This window comes from Oribacterium sp. HCP3S3_B9 (assembly GCF_052064255.1).
In the GTDB taxonomy this organism is placed as follows: Bacteria; Bacillota; Clostridia; order Lachnospirales; family Lachnospiraceae; genus Oribacterium.
In genome coordinates this window covers 35,153-57,422 of sequence record NZ_JBQHVY010000009.1, presented here as the reverse complement: position 1 = coordinate 57,422, position 22,270 = coordinate 35,153, and the positions used below count along the sequence as shown (strand labels likewise).

At 54.6% G+C, this 22,270-nt stretch carries 12 protein-coding genes, 1 pseudogene and 1 riboswitch; of the genes and pseudogenes, 7 read left to right on the top strand and 6 right to left on the bottom strand.

All coding sequences use genetic code 11. The features are described from left to right. Window positions 1–251 precede the first annotated feature (251 nt). Complete coding sequence (locus ACTNC3_RS06305; RefSeq protein WP_441226846.1) at window positions 252–1,952, bottom strand: glutamine--tRNA ligase/YqeY domain fusion protein; 1,701 nt, start codon at window positions 1,950–1,952, stop codon at window positions 252–254. A 306-nt stretch (window positions 1,953–2,258) separates the two neighbouring features. Between ACTNC3_RS06305 and ACTNC3_RS06300 the strand changes: the two genes are divergently transcribed. Beyond that, entirely contained in the window at window positions 2,259–3,566 is a 1,308-nt protein-coding gene (locus ACTNC3_RS06300; RefSeq protein ID WP_441226845.1) for an MFS transporter, read from the top strand. A 127-nt stretch (window positions 3,567–3,693) separates the two neighbouring features. Here ACTNC3_RS06300 and ACTNC3_RS06295 read toward each other — a convergent pair whose 3' ends face one another. Next, window positions 3,694–5,220: a M14 family zinc carboxypeptidase gene (locus ACTNC3_RS06295; protein WP_441226844.1), complete on the bottom strand. Its 1,527-nt coding sequence runs from the start codon at window positions 5,218–5,220 to the stop codon at window positions 3,694–3,696. An 815-nt stretch (window positions 5,221–6,035) separates the two neighbouring features. Between ACTNC3_RS06295 and ACTNC3_RS06290 the strand changes: the two genes are divergently transcribed. Further along, window positions 6,036–7,490, top strand: a complete 1,455-nt coding sequence (locus ACTNC3_RS06290) for a DUF3810 domain-containing protein (RefSeq protein ID WP_441226843.1) — start codon at window positions 6,036–6,038, stop codon at window positions 7,488–7,490. Window positions 7,491–7,617: 127 nt separating this feature from the next. Here the strand turns inward: ACTNC3_RS06290 and ACTNC3_RS06285 are convergent, their stop codons facing one another. Further along, window positions 7,618–8,715 (bottom strand): hypothetical protein, encoded by a 1,098-nt coding sequence (locus tag ACTNC3_RS06285; protein ID WP_441226842.1) that lies wholly within the window; start codon window positions 8,713–8,715, stop codon window positions 7,618–7,620. Window positions 8,716–8,937: 222 nt separating this feature from the next. Next, window positions 8,938–9,039: riboswitch (THF riboswitch) on the top strand. A gap of 56 nt (window positions 9,040–9,095) precedes the next feature. On the opposite strand from ACTNC3_RS06285, the gene ACTNC3_RS06280 reads away from it, so the two are divergent. Both ACTNC3_RS06280 and ACTNC3_RS06275 read left to right on the top strand, forming a co-directional pair. After that, window positions 9,096–9,710: a folate family ECF transporter S component gene (locus ACTNC3_RS06280; RefSeq protein WP_441226841.1), complete on the top strand. Its 615-nt coding sequence runs from the start codon at window positions 9,096–9,098 to the stop codon at window positions 9,708–9,710. Window positions 9,711–10,014: 304 nt separating this feature from the next. Next, window positions 10,015–11,544, top strand: coding sequence for a bifunctional folylpolyglutamate synthase/dihydrofolate synthase (locus tag ACTNC3_RS06275; RefSeq protein ID WP_441226840.1), 1,530 nt, complete (start codon window positions 10,015–10,017; stop codon window positions 11,542–11,544). A 2,113-nt stretch (window positions 11,545–13,657) separates the two neighbouring features. Here ACTNC3_RS06275 and ACTNC3_RS06270 read toward each other — a convergent pair. Both ACTNC3_RS06270 and ACTNC3_RS06265 read right to left on the bottom strand, forming a co-directional pair. Then, a pseudogene (locus ACTNC3_RS06270) lies at window positions 13,658–14,377 on the bottom strand (DEAD/DEAH box helicase family protein); the annotation flags it as partial. A gap of 11 nt (window positions 14,378–14,388) precedes the next feature. After that, a complete protein-coding gene (locus ACTNC3_RS06265; protein WP_441226839.1) occupies window positions 14,389–16,119 on the bottom strand; it encodes a site-specific DNA-methyltransferase in 1,731 nt (576 codons plus the stop codon). A 1,151-nt stretch (window positions 16,120–17,270) separates the two neighbouring features. Between ACTNC3_RS06265 and metF the strand changes: the two genes are divergently transcribed. The 3 genes from metF (at window position 17,271) to ACTNC3_RS06250 (ending at window position 21,737) form a co-directional block, all read left to right on the top strand. After that, entirely contained in the window at window positions 17,271–18,134 is an 864-nt protein-coding gene (metF, locus tag ACTNC3_RS06260) for a methylenetetrahydrofolate reductase [NAD(P)H] (RefSeq protein WP_441226838.1), read from the top strand. Between the two features lie 115 nt (window positions 18,135–18,249). Continuing rightward, entirely contained in the window at window positions 18,250–18,981 is a 732-nt protein-coding gene (locus tag ACTNC3_RS06255) for a vitamin B12 dependent-methionine synthase activation domain-containing protein (RefSeq protein WP_441226837.1), read from the top strand. A 149-nt stretch (window positions 18,982–19,130) separates the two neighbouring features. Next, on the top strand, window positions 19,131–21,737 hold the full coding sequence (locus ACTNC3_RS06250; protein WP_441226836.1) for a homocysteine S-methyltransferase family protein: 2,607 nt from the start codon (window positions 19,131–19,133) through the stop codon (window positions 21,735–21,737). Window positions 21,738–21,837: 100 nt separating this feature from the next. On the opposite strand, the gene ACTNC3_RS06245 is transcribed toward ACTNC3_RS06250, so the two are convergent. Then, on the bottom strand, window positions 21,838–22,269 hold the full coding sequence (locus ACTNC3_RS06245) for a HipA N-terminal domain-containing protein (protein ID WP_441226859.1): 432 nt from the start codon (window positions 22,267–22,269) through the stop codon (window positions 21,838–21,840). Window position 22,270 lies beyond the last annotated feature (1 nt).

The following is a 22,270-nucleotide window of genomic DNA, read 5'->3' as shown; positions in this document are numbered from 1 at the left end:
GTTTCTTCATTTCGGTGTCTTCCGTATCTGAATCTACAAATCGATACTGCTGTCAGGCACCACCAGTCCATTTTTCATTTGTATCGCTTAGAATCTACAAATTCGATACTGCTATCATACCACGATTTCGCCGATATATACATACCCGCATCGTGGTTACAAATGTTCGAATTTCGTAAGGGGGTCTGACCCCATTAAATTTTTATAAACAAATTCTAAAGTCATAGTTTATGGGGTCAGACCCCATAAACTCAGGCCTGGGTCGGGAGCTTGAAGCTGGACTTCAGGCCGACGATGCGGTTGTAGACCGGGTGGCCTTCGGTGGAGTCCTTACTGTCGACGCAGAAGAAGCCGTTTCGTACGAACTGGAAGCTGTCGTATGCCTTCACGTCCATGAGCTCCGGCTCGACCATGCAGTTCTCTACGACAGTGAGGGAGTTCGGGTTGAAGTTCAGGGTGCCGTCGTCGTTCAGCTTGCCCTTCTCTTCGTCGATCAGCTGCTCATACAGACGGACGGTCACCTGACCTGCGGTCGGAGCATTGACCCAGTGGATCGTGCCCTTCACCTTACGTCCCGTGAAGCCGGAGCCCGACTTGGTTTCCGGATCATAGGTGCAGTGAACGACGGTCACCTTTCCATCGGCGTCGGTCTCGTAGGAGGTCGCCTTTACGAAATATGCGGACATGAGGCGGACCTCGTTGTCGACATAGAGCCGCTTATACTTCTTCGGCGGATCGATCATGAAGTCGTCGCGCTCGATGTAAAGCTCGCGGGAGAACGGAACCTGGCGGCTGCCGAGCGCCTCATTCTCAAGGTTATTCGGTACCTCAAGCATCTCGGTCTGGCCCTCCGGATAGTTGTCGATCACCAGCTTGATCGGGTCAATGACGGCCATCATACGCTTATCCTTCAGCTTCAGGTCCTCGCGGATACAGTACTCGAGGAGGCTGATGTCACAGCTGGAATTCGCCTTCGAGATACCGCTCAGGGTGACGAACTGACGGAGGGACTCCGGTGTGTAACCACGACGGCGAAGAGCCGCGATGGTGACGAGACGTGGATCGTCCCAGCCATCTACGACGCCATCCTCTACCAGCTTCTTGATGTAACGCTTACCGGTGACAACATTGGTCAGATACAGCTTCGCGAACTCGATCTGGCGAGGCGGGTGCGGGAAATCACAATTCTTAACAACCCAGTCATAGAGCGGGCGATGATCCTCGAACTCCAGTGTGCAGAGGGAGTGCGTGATGCCCTCTACGGCGTCCTCGATCGGGTGTGCGAAATCGTACATCGGGTAGATGCACCACTTGTCACCGGTGTTGTGGTGATGCATGTGGGCTACACGGTAGATGATCGGGTCACGCATGTTCAGGTTCGGGGATGCCATGTCGATCTTCGCACGAAGGGTCAGGGTACCGTCTGCGTACTTGCCGTCCTTCATGTCCTGGAAGAGCTGAAGGTTCTCTTCGATCGGACGGTTACGGTTCGGGGACTCCTTTCCAGGGTTCGTGAAGTCGCCACGGTACTCGGTGATCTGCTCTGCGGTGAGATCATCGACGAAGGCGAGTCCCTTCTTAATCAGAAGGAGGGCCTTCTCATACATGATATCGAAGTAATCGGACGCGAAGAAAATGCGGTCCTCGAAGTCGGCACCGAGCCACTTTACGTCACGCTCGATGGCCTCGACGAATTCTGTCTTCTCCTTCATCGGGTTCGTGTCATCGAAGCGGAGGTTAAACTGTCCATGGTACTCCTGCGCCATTCCGGAATTCAGAATGATCGACTTCGCATGGCCGATATGCAGATAACCGTTCGGCTCCGGTGGGAATCGTGTATGTACGTGGTCATAAACGCCCTCGGCAAGATCCTTCTCGATCTCACGCTCGATGAAATGCTTCGACTCTGGAGCCTTCTCCTCCAGCACGCCGTTCTCGTTTCTTGTTTCCATAGACATAGTATAGCCTCCTAAAAATGAAGTACCCAAAATTATAGCATATCGGGGCGCCGTTATACAAGGGGATATGCGGGAAGCGGCCCGGAGGGCGGATACCGGACAGGCGGATTTTTCCGTTCGTTTCTGCCAAAAACACATTTTTCCAGTATTTTCGGCTCGGAATTCACACATTTTTCTGGAAAAATGAAGCACTGTTTCACACATTTTTCTGAAAACATCCCCCTGCCTGCAATTCGGTTTTTTCCGGGAAGTGTGCTAAACTGATTCTAAATGTGAATTTTTGAAACGAGGTTTATGAATATGGAAATCACAAAGGAACTCAAATGGCGGGTGCTGAACCACCTCTACCTCGGCTACATCCTGAGCGGTGCGGTCATCACGATTTTCGGTGCGATCCTGCCGCATCTCATCGAGGAGGAGCAGCTGAACTACGCGGTCGCGGGCGGCCTGATCAGCATCCTCGCGATCGGCAATTTCTGCGCCTCCATCATCTATCCGCTCGCGAAGCGCCACTTCTCGCATCGCGTGGTCGTGGTCGCCATCACCAGCCTCTCGCCGATCGTCATGTTGCTACTGACGATCCACCCGCCGGTCGCCTTCATGTACCTACTGGTGTTCGTCCTCGGCATCACGAAGGGCACCGTCACGATTATCAACAACCTCGCGATGAACGTCGCGACAAACAGCTCGACGAAGTACCTGAACATCCTGCACACCACCTTCGCTGTCGGAGCCTTCGCGAGTCCCTTCATCATGGCCGCGCTCCTCGCCCTCGGCTTCCCGTGGCGCATCATCATGTACATCCTCTGCGTCTCCGGCGCGATCTTCCCGCTGAACTACTGGACCATGGACTACCGGATGCTCGAGGAGCCGCAGCCGTCCGCGGCCAATGCAGGCGACCACCACGCAGATGGCTGCAGCACAGCGAAACCGGAAGGCACCATGCCGAACCCGGCTGCCGATGCAGCGCAGGGTGGTGACGGCAGTGACGCCGGATGCATTGAGCAGGGACAGCCTGCCGGCGCGCCGAATCTTCAGGCACTGCTCACGAACCGCAGCTTCCTGATCATCACCTTCATCATGTTCATGTACGTCGGCTTCGAGAACACCGTGAACGGCTGGTTCGTCACTTACCTGAAGGACACTGGGGTCATGACGAGCGCGCTCGCCACCGCGATGGTATCCGTCACCTGGGTCATGATGATGGCCGGTCGCGTGGGTACCGCGCAGTTCTTCCAGAATGTGAATAAGCTTCAGATCATCCTCGTGAGCGCCCTCATCGATTTCGTCGCGATCGTGCTCCTCGTGAACACCCACACCGCGACGATGGCGGCCATCATCATCGCCGTACTCGGTCTCGGCATGAGTGCCATCTACCCGACCACCGTCGCAGCCGCCGGCCCGATCATCGAAGGCTCCACCATGGGCCTCTCGCTCCTCACCGGCATCAGCGCCATCGGCGGCATCCTCGTCCCACAGATCATCGGCATCCTCGCGGATCACGTCGGCATCGCCGGCGCGATGGTCACCGTCGTCCTCACCGTCGGTATCATGCTCACGCTCTCGATCCTCGCCGTCCTTCGCGACCGGAGAGGACTCATGGGGTAAAGTTACAGAAAGCACAAAGGGTTGCTGCCCGCCGAGCTGCGACTTGGCTTAACTATGTATAGACAGAACGCACGGAGGGCGGACGCTTGCAGCGTCCGCCCTCCTGGTTTAGATTATATTCGAATGATTATGCGCCGATCCCGACGAGGAGATCCGGCAGGATGCCGTCGTTCTCGGTCCACATCTGGGTGATCTGCGACTCGTCCACCGGCGAGGTGCCACGGCCGAGCTCGATCGTCACGGATGGGATATCGAGCTTCTGTACGGCCCAGTCCTTGAAGCCCGCGGCGTCCGTCTGTGACCAGGTATTCGAGATGGTATACCCTGTGTTCTGATGGACGACATTGGCCAGATACTGCCCCTTCGCCTTATAGTTTCCGGTCTCGCCGAAATACCAGTAGATCACGCGGCCCTGTGTGTGGTAGCTGATCGTGTAGTCCGGCCTAAGCTGTCGGCAGAGGTTCGCGAGCGCCTTCGACTCAACCTCACTCTCCGGCCCCGTGCCCTTATAGAACATGTTCGACGGGTGATCGACCTTCGGGGTCGCCTCCTGCCAGAACGCGTCGAAGTTACGATTCAGGTTGACACCGTTGATGTTGTTCTTCCACTTGCGGAGGTAGGTGGCGAGGTCCGTCACCTGATCCTGCGCGGCCATGCTCATGACCATCGTCTTCGCCGCCTGCGTGTTCAGCGCGTCGATACCGCCCTGTACGAGGGTGATGCCGTCCGGGTTCACCATCGGTACGAAGTGAATGCAGGTGTTCTGGAGCAGCGTCGCGACGGACTGACCATGGTAGAGCAAGTTGTTCTGCTGCATCTCCAGCAGCGCCACGATTTCCCGCATCACGAGCTGGGAGCTGATGTACTCACGTGCGTGAATGCCGCCGTGCACGAGGATCTTATGCGGGGCGGACGGATTTCCGACCACCACGTGGTAGAGCTGCCGTCCGTCGATGGTATTCCCGAGGACATCCATCTGCATCTTCGGATAGGTCGCCTTCAGGCTATTGAGGTCGACCTGCATCTCCTGGTAGGTATAGGTGCCGACGTTGCTGCAGTAGTAGCCTGCCGGGAGCGGTACGGTACTGAGTGCATTCAGGACATTGGAGCTGCCGCTGGTCGATGTGCCGCCGCCGAACAGCTGATTGAGACTGCCGGTGCTGCTGCCCGCTGCGCCAGGGACCGTCGGTCCGAAGCTCGTCATGCCGATACTGTCAGCCGGTGTGCTGGCACTGTTGCTCACCAGCGCCTGGTTCGAGCTTGTCCCACTCGCCGACGTGATCGCCTGCATCGTGGATGCATTGACCGACGCCAGGGTTTCAGAGCTCGCTGCCTCCGCACCACCGATCGTCGCCTGCGTCGTACCGCTCTGATTCGTGCTGCCGGCGCTGGCTGTCGTACCCTCCAGTGCGCCCGTTGCTTCGACGATCCCCGTGCTGCTTTCGCTGCCACTCGTGCCGGTCGCCCCCGTACTGTAGTTTGCGCCACTGGTCTCCGCACTCGCCACGATCGGCGTCACGCCCGACGCGATCGTCCCAGCATACGCCGTCGTGCTGAGGCTCGCCATCATTGACATCGCCATCGCAGCCGCGACGACGGATCTCCTATTTGACATCGCCGCCGCAGCCGCGACGACGGATTTCTTCTTTATCATAATGTATTGTCTCCTCGATTATAAGAAAACTGATTTTTACTCAACTTTCTGATTATACCGAATTCGCTTTTTCATGTGAATGGTCAATTTTTTTAAAATAATCTGACAGATGTGGGACTGCTACTGTTCAGGCAGGCGAGGGACCCGGAAATTTTCACTTAGGAACCGGGTGAAATAGATGAAGATGGATGGCACTATCCAATAACCGGTTGATTTCGAAATCGTTGATAATTTTAGCAACATCTATCATTTTTGTGTACGGAGCTAAACTATCCAAGATTTTCAAATAGGGCACTTATTGGATAGTTTTCTGCGAAATCAGGCATACGCATAAAAGCATACTATCAAATAATCCTCGCTTTTTAAAATAGTAGATATGTATTTCTGACTTCAGAGAAGAGTTTCTTTCGCCAAATATCCAATAAACCATCTTTTTTTAAATGCTGGATACGCGAGTCCGGATTCCTCTTAGGAAATAAGGCTTTTCGTATCAAGTATTTTTGAAATCGCCTAATAGTGGATATTTTGCAGCCGCCTGTCATGCTTACAGTCAAAAAACATATCCAGTATTTTTATAATCAAACCATATTGGATAGGAACGTTGGTCAGGGGCTGCGGATGGGCGGTAACGGAGGCACAGTACTCCGAGACCGCCCATCCAGCTCCTGCCTGAATCCAGTTAACGAGTGAACAGTAACTTACTGTTCACTCGTGGCTCGGCGGACGGCAGCCATGCCAGCCTTGACTTATCTGTGTTTAAACAGTAACGTCTATATTATGTTCCTGCGTAAGCAGGGTTAAATGGAGAAGTTTCGATGTTTAACTTTCATATCATCAAAACCAAAACCAGTGCCGCCATACCATCTCACTCGCAGCGTGTCTACCTGCTCGTGCTGCTCCTCGATCTGCTGGCGCTCGCCGCGAATCAGCTGGCGGTCCGCTCATCCGCGTTCGCGGATGCGTACTCCCACTACGTGTATCGCGTGCTGAGTCTCGGCATCGGCTCCGTGACGGGTCTGCTGCCCTTCTCCGTGGTGGAGCTGCTGCTCTACGCGACGATTCTTTTCGTGCTCTTCGATTTCGCGAAGCAGCTGTGCCGTGCCCTCCGTGTGGGCGCAGCTTGCGTGCATTCTGCACGCATATCGCAGGATGCCCAGACGCATCTTCTCGCCGCCGTCGCCCGCCCGCTGCGCCGCTTCCTCGGCCACCTCTTCCTCATCCTGTCCACGCTGCTCGTGCTCTACGTCTTCCTCTGCGGCATCAACTACCACCGCACGAGCTTCTCTGAGGAGGCCGGCCTCAGCGTAACGATCGACGCGCACGGCACGGTCTACGACGAAGCGGACCTCATCGCGCTCTGCGACTACCTCGTCACGGAAATCAACGACACTGAGGCGCAGCTCGCTGCGACCGCCACATCGGATGCCAATGCAAACGTTCTCCGCGCACATACCTCCGCGGGCGCGGACGCCGCAGGCACCACCACTGAATCCGCGACCGCCACTGCCGAAGCTTCCAACACCGACACCGCCTCGGCCTCCGCCACTGAATCGCCGACCACCACCGTCGGAGCTTCCGGCCCTTCCGCTGCCGACGAGACAGCGGCGACCACCATCCAGGTCGAGGGCGTCTGCATTGGCCAGACCTCGGAGACGCCGAAGCCGTCCGCCGCCTGGCTGTGGCACGCGGGACGCACGGGGCAGCGCGCGATGGAGAAGCTCGGCCAGCGCTACCGCCGCCTGTCGGGCCACTACCCGTACCCGAAGCCGATCCTCAACACCTGGATCCTCAGCGTCCAGCAGACCACCGGCGTCTACTCGCCGTTCACCGTCGAAGCAAACTACAACCGCGATATCGCCTACTACGACATCCCGTTCACCATCTGCCACGAGCTCTCCCACCTCCGCGGCTACATGCAGGAGGAGGAAGCGAACTTTATCGGCGTGCTGGCGACGATCGGCGCGGACGATCTCTACTTCAACTATTCCGGCTATGTCTCCGCCTGGGTATACGCGGGCAATGCACTCGCCCGGATCGACAGCACCGCCTTCGCCACGCTGTATAGCCGGATCAATGCGCGCACCCGCCAGGACATGCTCTACAACAACGCCTACTGGCAGCAGTTCGAGGGAAAGCCGGCCGAAGCGCACGAGCAGCTGAACGACGCCTACCTGAAGATGCAGGGACAGACGTCCGGCGTCCGTAGCTACGGGCACGTGACAGACCTTATGCTCGAATACTTCGAGAAAAACGGGACGCTGGCACAATAGCGGGGTCTGAAAAATAAAGGCATCATCCGGATTTACTATAGTGAAGACTGAAAAACGACTGAAGGGGCGCATCAGAATGAAGTTTCTGATGCACCCCTTATATTCTGAGTGTTATATTGCGCTTCTTTTACGACTTCGCTTCCAAGAACTGAAGGAAGCTCTTCGCGGCGTCCTGTCGCTCTGACTTTACGGCGAAGCCGAAAATCGGCGTAGTTTTCTGATACAGTGCGTTTTCCGCGAGCCATGGAGCACCCGTGAGGACGATGCCGACCGGAATCGGCTTCTGCATCTTCGCCGGGTCCGGCATCACGAACTCCTCGCGCGGCTGCACGGTCGCGAGGCCCATGAGGTTCGCCGCAAACGCGGACATCTCGTCGAGGGTCTCTGCGGTCGTATTTCCAGATGCTGCCGCGCCAGTGCTCTGCTCTACGCCTGCCTCGCTTTCGGTATCCGCTTCAGACGCCAGCCGAGTATCGCCTGCAGTGGCGCTGCTGCTCTGCTCCGCCTCTGTCTGATTTCCGGACGCTTCCTCGGCAACTGCCGGCTGCGCATCCGCAGCGGCGGCCGCGCTGGTCTCCGCACCGGCTTCCGAAGAGACGTCCGGCTTTCGAAGCGTGTCGCTGTTCGCGATGGTTTCGTCGGCGCCGAGGCTCATCTCCTCGAGATCGCCGTAGTCCGTCTGGTCGAGCAGCTCCTGCACATGCTGGTCGATATAGTAAACCTGCCCGGCGGCCTCATACACCGCGAGGGTCTCGTCGTCCAGCACATCGCGGAGATCGACGAAGGAGCCGTTCAGCGCGTAGTAGGTGAAGACGCCCGGGTCCGCGACCATCACATCGATCTCGTGCGACTGGTAGAGCGCTGCGATCTTCGCATTCTGCGCCATCGAAAACTGACTCTGGTCGTTCGGATTGAAGGTCGCAGAGGTGTCGACAAGAATCTTCTGCTTCTCGTCATCGAGCCCTGCCGCCTCGGCGAATGCTTCCCCTGCGGCTTCATCCGCCTGACCGCTCAGGTCCTGGCCGCCGGCATTGAGCAGCATCGCATAGAAGCCCGTCGGCTTGTTGTGGAGGATCGTCGAGCCGACCGACCACACGAGCCCGACCAGCACCACCACGCCGAGAATCCAGAACTTATAATAGTCGAAAATATACTGCAACTTCTCGCCGAAACTCAGGCGGCTCAGCTTCTTCTTTTCCTTCTGTAGCTCATCACGAAATGCCATTTGTTCTCCTATACATAAAACACAAGCGAAGTGGCAGGCGGAGGCCGGAGAGCCGGGAACCGACGCCATACGAAGAGTTCGTGCTTTAGTTCCAGACTCTCCGGCCCCTGCCCAAACTGTCACAAAAATTAGTATATATTTTAACAGAAAGCTGTTGAAATATCCACTTTACGCGCCCACCAATCTGTTCTATAGTTTTTATGTAAGTAACACAACATGTTTCGCAGAGTAGACGCACGAGCGTACAGTGCCTTCCGAACGGGGAGTTTGTCGGGAGGACGAAGCCGGTTTTCCGGCGCGGTTCGGGTGTCGCATCCCGCTGCAGTGAAGATTAGACGCTAACCTTCTTTGTAGTCAGGGGCTGCAAAGGAGGTATTTTTATGCAGAAATTCACTACAAAAACCATCGTATCCCTTTCAGTTCTTGTCGCTCTCCAGATCGTTATGACAAGATTCTGTTCCTTCAGCGCATGGAACGTCCGCATCGGCTTCGGCTTCGTAGCGCTCGTCATCGCCGCGGTCGTGCACGGTCCGGTAGCCGCTGCCCTCGTCGGTGGTCTCGGCGATATGATCGGTGCCATCGCGTTCCCGACCGGCTCCTACTTCCCGGGCTTCACGCTGACCCAGGTGCTCATGGGCCTTTCCTTCGGCCTCGCGCTGTACCGGAAGCCGCTTCATGTGTCCGACGCCAATGCCGTCGACCCGCACGCAGATGGCGCTGCCGCCAGCGCACTGGATGCCGCTGCATCCTCGGTGCTGAACGCCGCGCTTCCGCTGCCGGTTCGTGCGACCTTCGCGGTGCTCTTTAATCAGCTGGTGCTGAGCCTTCTTATGAACACGCTCTGGATCTCCATCCTCTACGGCTCCAGCTTCACCGGCCTCCTCACGACGAGAGTCATGCAGGCGGCGGTCACCGCACCGATTCAGATTGCCGTGGTGCTCACCCTCGCCGGCATCCTGCGCCGCCGCGATATCCAGCAGGTGCTCGCCGCGTAATGCATATCTGATTCCTATACTTTCGGTGCCATGCGCCCGGAGGGATGGCAACGGAAACACAGTACTCCGAGTCCGGTAAACTCTAAGCCGGGGACCCTAAGTGGCACTAGGCCCTCTGCAATCACTGCGTTTTCTTTATGAAAACGCAGCGTTGACAGAGAGTTCCAGGGAGAGATAACACCAAGTGCCACTAAGGGGACCCGGCTTGATTTTACACGGACTCTCCGTATGGTTTTCGTTGCCATCCCTCCGGTCTCCGGCATGAACGTACTAAACAAATTGAATTATCAGGAAAGAAGAAAAAATGGACTGGAATGAAGCCATCGCGCTCCTTCACGGGGCGAACTGGAAACATACGAAGATCGGGCTCGAGCGGATGCGGGATTTTATGCACGCGCTCGGTGACCCACAGGAGAAGCTCCGCTATGTGCACATCGCCGGCACAAACGGGAAGGGCTCGGCCTGCGTCATGACCCAGTCGATTCTGACGGCGGCGGGCTTCCGTACCGGTCTCTATATCTCGCCGCACCTCGACCAGTTTAACGAGCGTCTCTCCATCGATGGACAGATGATTTCGGATGCGGATCTTCGTCGTCTCGCCGGTCGAGTACGTGCTGCCGTAGAGACCCTCGGCGAGGAGCCGACGGACTTCGAGATGATCACCGCGATGGCCTTCTGCTGGTTCGAGGAGCAGCACTGCGAGCTCGTCGTCCTCGAGATCGGCATGGGTGGACGCCTCGATGCAACGAACGTCATCTCCTCTCCGGAGGTCTGCGCGATCATGCACATCGGCCTCGACCACACCGAATTTCTCGGGGACACCGTCGAGAAGGTCGCCGCGGAAAAAGCCGGCATCCTGAAACCAGGTGCCGACTGCGTCCTCTACCACCAGCTCCCGGGCGTCATGAACGTTGTGCAGCAGCGCTTCGCAGACGTGAACCGCGACGCAGCTGCACGCACAGATGCAGCCACATACGCTGCGAACACAGCGGATTCGTGCTGCGCATCCGGCGCAGCTGGCACCACCGATGGTGCCTTCGACATGACCCACTCAAACCACGATGGTGCCAGCACGAAATCGGCAGCAGCGCGCCTCGTCATCACGGATCCGACGGCCTTCACCGCCCGCGTGCGGACGATCGACGGGCAGGTCTTCGACTACCGGAACCGTTCGGATCTCCGCATCCAGCTGCTCGGAAACTACCAGATGGAAAACGCGATGGCTGTGCTCGACATCATCAACTGTCTGATCCACCGTGGCTTCGGCATCTCTGAGGATGCCATCCGCACCGGTCTCGCCCAGGCTACCTGGCCAGGTCGCTTCGAGCTCCTCTCGCGGGAACCGCTTCTTATCGTTGATGGCGCCCACAACCCGAACGGCGTTGAAGCCCTCGTCGACACGATCCGCGCTTACTTCCCGGACCAGAAAATCAACTTCGTCATGGGCGTCATGAAGGACAAGGACTACCACACCATGCTCCGCCTCATCGCCCCGTACGCTGCCCGCTTCATCACCGAGCTCCCAGACGCACACCGCGCTCTCCGGCCGGAACAGCTGAAATCCGAGATCCGCGCGTACTTCGACGGCCCGGTCGAAACCGCCGACTCCGTCACCGCCGCTGTACAGCGCGCGATAGAAATCGCAGAGCGAAGCATGGACCACGATAGTATCGATGCCGCCCAAGCGCGCCGTGCCATGAACCTCGCGGGCGACAGCATTGACGAAGGGTACATGTGCAGACAGCCGATCACCATCTGCTTCGGCTCCCTGTATCAGGTCGCCGAGATACGGAATTACTTCATCAGCTCCAGCAGATCGACCAGCAATGTATAAGCCGTTCCTCAACGATATTGATTATGCTTGAATAGACGACTACCAATGGTAGTCCCTCAAAAAGTATGATAATTCAAAAAAACGGAAGGCTGCACACAACAGCCTTCCTAAAAGCAATTGGATTAAATTCCTACATTTTTTTAAGCATCTCCACGAACTCATCCATCGGATACGCACCCTCGATATGAAGATCCTTGTCTTGGAATACCATATAATAACGATACTTAGGCCCTGCCAGATTCTGCCATGCTCTTCCCAAGCGAATCTTCTGCTTCGTTTCGCTATTCTCCAGATGGTCTCCTTTCGTTTCGATCAGGATGATTTTCCCACTTTTCGTTTCAACGATAAAATCCGGATAATGATTGATAAATCCGTTGATACGGAATCCTGTTCTGGACGGATTTCTATGCCACCACCTGATATTGCCCATAGCGGTGAGTTCCATCACCATGTCATATTCAAAACCGTTGACAGCTTCCTCACCTTCATAGAGGCTCCCTCCATACATCGTTGTAGACTGCAGCGGTGCAATGATGGATGGAAACTCATAATAAGGCTCTACTGTGATCTTTCCGATCTCGATCCATCTCTGGAAGGTTTCCTCATAGTAGCTGTCCATGAGCCTCTGCACATACTTCTTTAACCGTTCTGCATATCCTACCGGTGACTTTTGCAAGCCCTTCAAAGTCTGTTCATCCATCATATCTACAACGATGTCAACATACTTCCGAAGGTCACTATCCCCTACGGAATCGATCTTCCGGACAGCACGAAACAGAATATCTTTACATTCTCGGATCTTAGATTCTTCGCTCCACTGCGAAAACTGATTCACAAAGAATCGCTGGTCTGCCTCACTCATTTTAAATACGCGAGGAGTGCTGCCGTCGCTGTCCTTCAGATCGATTTTCGCGATTTCATCATCTGCACGTTCAAAGTCAATGTCATAAGGCTTTCCCTTTAAACTAAATCCCTCTGCTAAATTTTCCCTCTCCAGGCGGACATTATAACCATCCACAAAAATACTTTGCTCCACATGCATTGCAAACTGAGGAAGCCTTAAAGATCTCAACTCCTCCTCAAACTCCGGATTCACTTTAAACGTATTCATATTATCCTTTACATCTTCCGGTATATCGGAGAACGGATCATCCTTCTGATCCTCCAGCGTCTTTTCGAAATCTTCCTGTTGTCTGGCTGCGTCCTGCAAAAGAGCGTCTGCACCATACAACCCAGATATGCTTTTTTCATGTAATGCTGAATTCTGATTTCTCTCCTGAAGTGCAACAGAAATATAACTTCCATCAAAATCCAGGAAATCTTCTGCATTCTCATCCGATAAGCCCTTCTCACTCTCTGTACTTTCGGCTGTACTATCTGATATCTGTTCTGCCGATTTTTCCGGAAATAGTGTAGTTTGCGTTCCGGCAGGTGTAATCTCTTCCTTCGGACTTTCTGAATTATCTATTTCCCCGACACGATAATCCTTTTCGGAGAATCCCGCACTGTTCAGCCCGCGAACAATTTTATCCAGCGTGTTCTTGAAGTCATTCGATGAAGTCAAGACATAAGACATGTTCAGCGTCGGATTTTTCTGGAAGCGTCTGGTATAGGGCTGCCTGAGAACACGTCCTAGAATCTGTTCTACATCTATCTGGCTTGTCTTGTTGGCAAGAGATGCAAGAATGTATGCGAACGGGCAATCCCAACCTTCCTTCAGTGCATTCACCGTGATGATATAACGGATTTTGCAATCCTCACTGAGCAGATCTACATTCTTGATCTCATTGATATCAGCTGTCTTGATTGCAATCTGATCTGCTGGAATGCCTACACTAATCAGCTTCTCCCTCAGACGATCAAATGTCGCGCTATCTTCTTTCCCTCTTGGCTGAGCCTGAAACAGTACGATAGGGCGCACATAATTTCCCGTTTGCAGGTATTCATCCTGCGCCTGCTGCTCCAGACGATTTCTTAGATCGATGGCATCGACGATAACTTCCTGCATGCTGTCCCGGTTATATACGATAACCGGAAGCTTGACCATGTTTTCGCGCTTCAGCTGAATCGCATCCACATAGCAAAGGACATTGCTGTCCTTGGTCGGCGTCGCTGTCAGATCCAGAACGAAAGAAGGATTGAAGTTTGTAAGCATGTCCTTGCTGAGATTGCTTCTGGCATGATGGCTTTCATCTACGATAACAACCGGATTCAGCTGATTGATGACCTGCATAAGCGCTGTCTCATCCACATCTGCAATCGGATTTACAGGAGCCCCCAGTGCTTTCGCAATCGGAGCCAGATTGCTGTTCTCCTGCTTCGCTTTTAAGGATTCCTTTCTACCACGGAAAGAATCATAAGAGAGCACCATGATCGAAAGCTGCTCGCTGATGGACGTAATATTAAAATTCTGCCCATTCAGAAGTTCTTCCTTGGTATACACCTCCACGCGACTGTTAAAATCAGTATTGATTCTCTGCCGATACGGATGCTCCGGATTCTTCAACGCGGCCAATGTCTGCGTCATAATAGACTCGGATGGCACCAGCCAAACAACCGCTTTTGTTTTTGTATTTGGAAGTCCATCAAAAATCGGACGAATCGCATTACAGGCGATGAAGGTCTTTCCGCCTCCGGTCGGCACTTTTAAACACAGATGCGGCACGCCTGGAAGGATGTTCTGATAAGGCGGTATCTTACCCGATTCTACCGGCAAACCTTTCTGATTCCAGAACAACCGATAGGCCTGATCGATCTTTCCAGTCTGATTCAGCAGCTGCATATATGTAGAAAGATCTGAAATGACCTTCTTCTGATAAGTCTTTAGTTCCATATCGCATCACCTCACAGTCTGGCAATATCTCTAGGTATCTTCTTAAAGGTAATTCCGTACTTCAAAAGTTCGTCATCGCTCAGGGTGCACTGATCTGCATAGATTACATAATGGTCCGCCTTCTCCTGAACGTGGGACAAGAACTCATAGTTCAGGATACAAAGAGCTTCCTTCTCGTAATAGAAATAATAGGCAGTGCCGTTCGCGACGCCGAGATAATAGGGGGCATCTTTCGGCTCGTAACTTGTGTGTGTCTCCGCGTACCATATATACTCACAGATCTTTTCATCCGGAACTTCCGAATTCAGCTGATGGTCCCCGATAAACAGCGGCTGTCCCAGCTCGTAGTAAGTAAAGTCGCCACCCGTTCCTTCTACTGCGCTCTTCCCTTCACCATATCCATCAATCACACGCTTGACACGTTCTGCTGTGATGGTATCAGCATAATCGCCCATTTCGATCAAAATGAATCTTCGATGACCGCCGTCCTCTTTGTTTTTGTTGAGAACTGCATGAGCAGTGGTGCCGGACCCCGCGAATGCATCAAGAACAATCATATCATCCTCTACACCAACGATATGTAGAATACGCTCTATCAGGCGTGGAGGTTTGGGAGTATCGAATGTTGCGCGACCAGCAAAGATTCCTTTTATGATTTTAGCAGCTTCATCGGTATGACCGACTTCTGTATATGTCCATAGATTTGTCGGTGGCTTTCCTCCGACACTGTCCAGGTAGGTTTTTCTACGAACACCCCCTAATCCACCTTTAGTAAAGTAGAATTTGGGCCATCTTCCTCTATCATACACCTGCTTAGCTTTCTTCTTTGATTCCTCCATTGATTGGGATAATACTATTGCACAAACCTCCATTCTGACTTCGCTAACAGGCACACCGCAAATCTCCGCTCTTTTTTCAACGTCTCCTATATCTTGGAGCTTATATTCACACCACCCCTTCATTATTTCCAACATCTGATCCTGCTGATAGCGCCAACATGCCCCATTGGTTGGATAAATCATATCTCCGGTAAATGGGTGCTGTATTGCATAAACCATACCTTGATGAGTTGCTGCGCCTGGTGCAAATGGGTTATCACTCGTCCATGGAGTTACATCATTATCCGGATTTTTATATTTTGCATCCATCTCCGCTGTTCGTGCCAGTTTCTGCGGCTGCCAATCCGGATTTTTGCTGTAGACCAAAACATGCTCTATTTCATTAACGATACCTTTCGAATCATTTCTGGTCGAGTAAGTTCTTTGCCATGATACATTTGACACAAAACAGTTCGATCCAAAAATCTCATCGCAGATCATTTTCAAGTTGTACAGCTCATTATCATCGATACTGATAAAAATTGCCCCATCCTCACTAAGCAGCTTCTGCAACAACTTAAGTCTTGGATACATCATGCACAGCCACTTGTCGTGGCGGCTGAGATCCTCTCCCTCTTTACCGACCACTTCGCCAAGCCACTTCTTGATCTTAGGATCGTTGACATTGTCGTTATACACCCAGCCTTCATTGCCCGTATTATATGGCGGATCGATGTAGATGCACTTAACCTTTCCCTCATATTTCGGCAGCAGAGATTTCAGCGCTTCCAGATTATCTCCGTGGATAATCATATTCTCACTTTTATCTCCGCCATAAGTATACTGCTTATCCAAAACTCGGTAAGGTACATCCATATGATGATTGATGACCTTGTCCTTTCCGATCCAGTCTAACGTCGGCATGGTTTGCATTCCTCCAAAATGAAACAGGAAGCACAGAGATTCTTCTCCTCGCTCCCTGATTAGGTTCTACATATTTTTCCTTATGATATCATTTTTTCTGTCAATTATCTATCTTAGCAAGGGAGTAACGAACTCTAGCGAAAAACGCATCGCGTGTCCAGTCGTTCCTATCCAATATGGTTTGATTATGATAATACTGGATATGTTTTTTGCCTGTAAGTATGACCGGCGACTGCAAAATATCCACTCTTAGGCGATTTTAAAAATACTGGCTACGAAAAGCCTTATTTCCTAAGAGGAATCCGGGCTCGCGTATCCAGTATTACTGAAAAGAAGGTTTATTGGATATATGCTGAAAGAAACTCTTCTCTGAAGGCAGAAATACATATCCACTATTTTAAAAAGCGAGGATTATTCGATAGTACGCTTATATGCGTATGCCTGATTTCGCAGAAATCTATCCAATAAGTGCCCTATTTGAAAATCTTAGATAGTTTAGCTCCGTACGCAAAAATGATAGATGGTGCTAAAAATATTCATGATTTCGAAATAAACCGGTTATTGAATAGTGTCATCCATCTTCATCTATTTTATCCGATTCGCCAGTGAAATTTTCCGGGCCGCGCGCGATGATCGTCTGAAAATCGAGCAGTATTCCTGCGCGGCAGAGTTACCGTTCACACGTGTACTGATCAGGCAGAGGGGCCGGAGGGGCGGCAATGGAGGCCATACGTAGAGATCGTGTGAAATCAAGCCGGGTCCCCTTAGCGGCACTTGGTACATTTTCCTTAGCACCCTCTGCAACGCTGAGTTTTCATGAAGAAAACTCAGCGATTGCAGAGGGCCTAGTGCCGCTTAGGGTTCCCGGCTTAGATTGAACCGATCTCGGAGTACTGTGCCTCCATTGCCGCCCCTCCGGACCTCTGCCTGAATCCAGTTGACGAGTGAACAGTAGCAATCTGTTTGAACTTTCCTAATCTATTTACTGTTAAAATATTCAAAAATCAGGAACCGAACGTACGAACAGTCTCGCCTTATAACCTCCATCTATAACGGCGCCTAAATTTTACGTATTATACTTTTGATTCATTCCCCATTAAAATAAGTAAGATATTTTCACATTATATCTATACACGACGAGGTTCTACTATATGAAGATTATCGATATTTTAAAACAGGATCAGATCACGCTTTCCTTCGAGGTGTTCCCACCGAAGAAGATCGAGAAGTACGATTCCGTGCAGGCGGCGACGGAGGGCGTAGCGGCGCTTCACCCGAGCTTCATGTCCGTGACCTATGGTGCGGGCGGCGGAACCTCCGAGTTTACGCTGAACATCGCGAAGAACATCCGGGACAAGTACGGGGTCGAGGTGCTGCCGCATCTCACCTGTGTGTCCTCCACGAAGGCGCACGTGCACGAGATGATTCAGAAGTTTAAGGAATACGGCTTCGAGAACGTCATGGCCCTGCGCGGTGACATCCCGGAGGGTGGCGCACCTTACGACGACTACCACTATGCGAGTGAGCTCGTCGCGGACATCAAGTCTCAGGGCGACTTCTGCATCGGCGGTGCCTGCTATCCGGACGGCCATGTCGAGTGCGCCCACAAGGATGACGACATCCGGAATCTGAAGCGCAAGGTCGACGCGGGTGTCGACTTCCTGACCACGCAGATGTTCTTCGACAACGCGGAGTTCTTCAACTTCCTCTATCGTCTCCGCGAGCAGGACATCCGTGTGCCTGTTCTCGCCGGCATCATGCCGATCACGAACCAGAAGCAGCTCGGCCGCTCCGTCGCCCTCTCCGGCACCACCGTGCCGACCCGCTTCAAGGAGATCGTCGACAAGTTCGGCGAGCATCCGGAGGCGATGAAGCAGGCGGGCATCATCTATGCGACCGAACAGATCATTGACCTCATCGCAAACGACGTAAAGCACATCCACGTCTACTCGATGAACAAGCCGGACGTCGCCGAGGCCATCCAGCGGAACCTGAGCGAGATTCTGAAGATCTGATATACTTTTACCCATCGGGACGCAGCCGGAGGATGCCGGAAGCCCACGTGCATCCGTCACACACCCTCTCCTTTGCGTCCTCGTTACGATCACTCATCGGAAAGTGAAGGGCACTATGATCGATATGCGACTCCGCGAGGTCTACCGTTACCTCGGCTACCGAAAAATCACACCGACGCCGGAGATCGACGCGCGTATCCAGCAGTGCATCGTGCGCATGCAGGCGGCCGCGACGCCGCGCGCCATCTCTCGACGCTTTCCCGTCCGAACAGAAGCACCCGACCGGGTCGAGATCGCGGGGCTCACGATCTGCTCGCGGGATCTCTATCGAAACCTCTCCGGCTGCGACGACGCGTATATGCTTGCAGCCACCATCGGCATCGGCATTGACCTGCTCATCAAGCGGGGGGAAGTTGCCAGCATGACGGATTCCATCATCTACCAGGCAGCGGGTGCCGAGATGATCGAGTCCTACGCAGACAGCGAAGTTGCGAAGCTTCGCGCACAGGAGGCTGAACGTGGCTATCAACTCCGCCCGCGCTACTCGCCCGGCTACGGGGACCTGCCGCTCGCGCTCCAGACGGATTTCGCGCGCATCCTCGACATGCAGAAGTGGTGTGGCATCACGCTGACCGACGCGCTCCTCATGGTTCCGAGCAAGTCCATCACCGCCTTCATCGGCTGCACGCGCCAGCCGAAAACCTCGCCCGACGCCGCGTACCTGGCAGCGGAGGTCAACCCGCTGAAGCTCGAGGCCAATGCTTCTGTCCCGAACACAAGCACCGCGCGCAGCACCCACGACTGCCGGCAGTGCACGAAAACCGACTGCCTCTACCGCGACTGCTGACGACTTTATAAAAATTTAATGGGGTCTGACCCTATAAACTTCAGTTTAGATTCAGTTTAGAAAAACTTAATGGGGTCAGACCCCATAAAGTTCCGCAAAGCCACGAAAGTTCTGCGGCCTGCAATGGTAAACACACAACGGAGGAAATTATGCGAAAGAATATCATGGATCGAATCGGTCGGGAGTGGCTGTTCTTCGACGGGGGCACCGGCTCCATCCTGCAGGAGAAGGGCCTGCAGCCGGGGGAGCTGCCGGAGACCTGGAATCTCCTCCACCCGGATCGGATCCTCGATCTGCACCGCGGCTATCTCGAGGCCGGTGCGGACATCTATAACACGAATACCTTCGGCGCGAATCGCCTGAAGTTCCCGGAGAACCTCGACGAAATCGTGACGGCGGCGGTGAAGCTCGCGAAGGAAGCGCGCACGCAGGCCGGTCGTGACGAGGATGCCTACGTGGCCCTCGACATCGGTCCGACGGGCAAGCTGCTCGCGCCGATGGGCGACCTCTCCTTCGACGACGCGGTCGATATCTTCGGCGAGGTCGTACGGATCGGCGCCCGCGAGGGTGCGGATCTCGTGCTGATCGAGACGATGAACGACTCCTACGAGGCGAAGGCGGCGGTGCTCGCGGCGAAGGAAAACTGCGATCTACCGGTTTTCATCACCTGCGTCTTCGACGGCAGTGGGAAAATGCTGACGGGCGGTACGCCGGAGTCAGTGGTCGCTATGCTCGAGGGCCTCGGCGTCGATGCGCTCGGTGTGAACTGCTCGCTCGGACCGGCCCAGATGATTCCGATCGTGGAGCGTCTCGTGAAGGCCGCCCACGTGCCGGTGCTCGTGAATCCGAACGCCGGTCTTCCGAAGTCCGTCGACGGAAAGACCGTCTATGATGTCGGCCCGGAGGAATTCGCCGGCTATATGAAGCAGATCGCCGCGCTCGGTGCGGCCGCCGTCGGTGGCTGCTGCGGCACGACCCCGGACTACATCCGCGCGGAGATCGCCGCCGTGCGCCCTCTCCCGCTACTCCCACCGCAGGGCCGTGCGCAGACCGTCATCGCCTCCTTCTCCCGCACCGTCGAAATCGGACGGGCGGCCCGTCCTGTGATCATTGGCGAACGCATCAACCCGACTGGCAAGAAACGCTTCAAGCAGGCGCTCGTCGACCACGACATCGACTACATCGTGGACCAGGGCCTCCAGCAGGAGGACGCGGGCGCGGACGTGCTCGATGTCAATGTCGGCACGCCGGAGATCGATGAGGTGGCGCTGCTCGACGAGGTCGTCTGCCGTCTGCAGAGTGTGCTGGCGCTGCCGCTCCAGATCGACACCTCGAACCCGGAAGCCATGGAGCGCGCGCTTCGTCACTACAACGGCAAGGCGCTCATCAACTCCGTGAACGGCAAGCAGGAGGTCATGGCGGAGGTCTTTCCGCTCGTGAAGAAGTACGGTGGCGTCGTCGTGGCACTCGCGCTCGATGAGGGCGGTATTCCAGACAATGCAGACGACCGCATCCGTATCGCTGAGAAGATCTACGCGACGGCGGCGGAATACGGGATTCGCCGCGAGGATATCGTCATCGATGGCCTGTGCATGACCGTCTCCAGTGATCCGCGCTCGGCGCTCGTGACGCTCGAGACGATCCGCCGCATCCGCGACGAGCTCGGTGGCAGCAGCATCCTCGGTGTGTCGAACATCAGCTTCGGTCTCCCGGCCCGCGAGCTCATCAACGCCTACTTCTTCGAGATGGCGCTGCAGAACGGGCTCTCCTGCGCGATCATCAACCCGAACAATCAGGCGATGATGCAGGCGTACCGCGCCTTCTGCGCGCTCACAAACCAGGATGAGAATTTCCAGAGCTTCATCTCCGCCTATGCCGGCTACAAGTCTCCAGACAAGCAGGTAAGCGACGCGCTGACCGCCTATAAGACCCGTGTGCTGAACGCGCTCGGGGTTTCCGCCGGGGACCTGCAGGCCACCGGCCGTCCCCTAGGCGGATCGGACAGTAACGCCGGCTTCGGGCCTGGCACGGCGGGCAATGTCTCCAGCGCGGGCGCGAACGCGGGATCTTCCGGTAGCGGACGGGCTGCGGGCGCAGACGACGGTCGCGGACCGGGTGCATTGGCCGGCAAATCTCGACTCGTCGAAGCGATCGAACGCGGCATGGCGAAACCGGCAGCAGACGCAACGCGTGAGGCTCTCCTCACACGAAATGCCCTCGACATCATAAACGAGGACCTCGTGCCGGCCCTCGACGTCGTCGGCCAGGGCTTCGAAAAGGGCACCGTCTTCCTCCCGCAGCTCCTCATGGCCGCGGAAGCCGCCAAGGCCGCCTTCGCTGTCGTGAAGGAATCCATGGCCGGCAGCGCGCAGGAGTCGAAGGGCCGCGTCATCCTCGCGACCGTGAAGGGCGACATTCACGACATCGGAAAGAACATCGTGAAGGTCCTGCTCGAGAACTACGGCTACGACGTCATCGACCTCGGAAAAGATGTGCCGCCGGAAACCATCGTGGAGACCGCGCTTCGGGAGAACATCCGCCTCGTCGGCCTCTCCGCCCTCATGACCACCACCGTCGTGAACATGGAGGAAACCATCCGGCAGCTCCACCAGCAGAAGCCGGACTGCCGCATCGTCGTCGGCGGCGCCGTCATGACCCAGGACTACGCTGACAAAATCGGCGCTGACTGCTATGGCCGCGACGCCATGACCACCGTCCGCTACGCAGACGAACTCGCGGAAAAAGGTATTTTATAAGTTTTTCTATAGTGAAAGCCCCGGCACACGCCGGGGCTTTCACCAGTTTATGGGGTCTGACCCCATTAGTTTGAGTTTGTAATTGGCGCCTAGCGGCGCCTTATTTCAGATACTCTCCGAGCATCTCCTTCACACACGCTTCGATCTGTTCGATGATTTTTTCACAGCGTTCCTTTTTCATCCCCGCCTGAATTCCTACCGCGAGCAGTTCCTTCCTGCCCGGATTTCGCCCATTCCCATCCACTGTTGTCGTATTCAGGATTTTCGCGCATTCTTCTGCCAGCTCATCCAGGTCAACATGCTCGTAATTCTGCTCATAGCTCTTTTCCGGATAGTAGGTCAATGCTCCCATCCCGGACTTTCCGACGATGGCCAGACGGTCTATAACCGTCAGTTCGTCTGTGTTCTGCTGATGTGCGCGGAGCAGACGGTTCAAAAGCAGTCGGCCCCAGTTGTCCGGAAGACTATCTGCAAACACGCCAAACAGTCCGTCAAAATGATCTTTCGATGGAATAAAAACCTGTCTTTTCAGA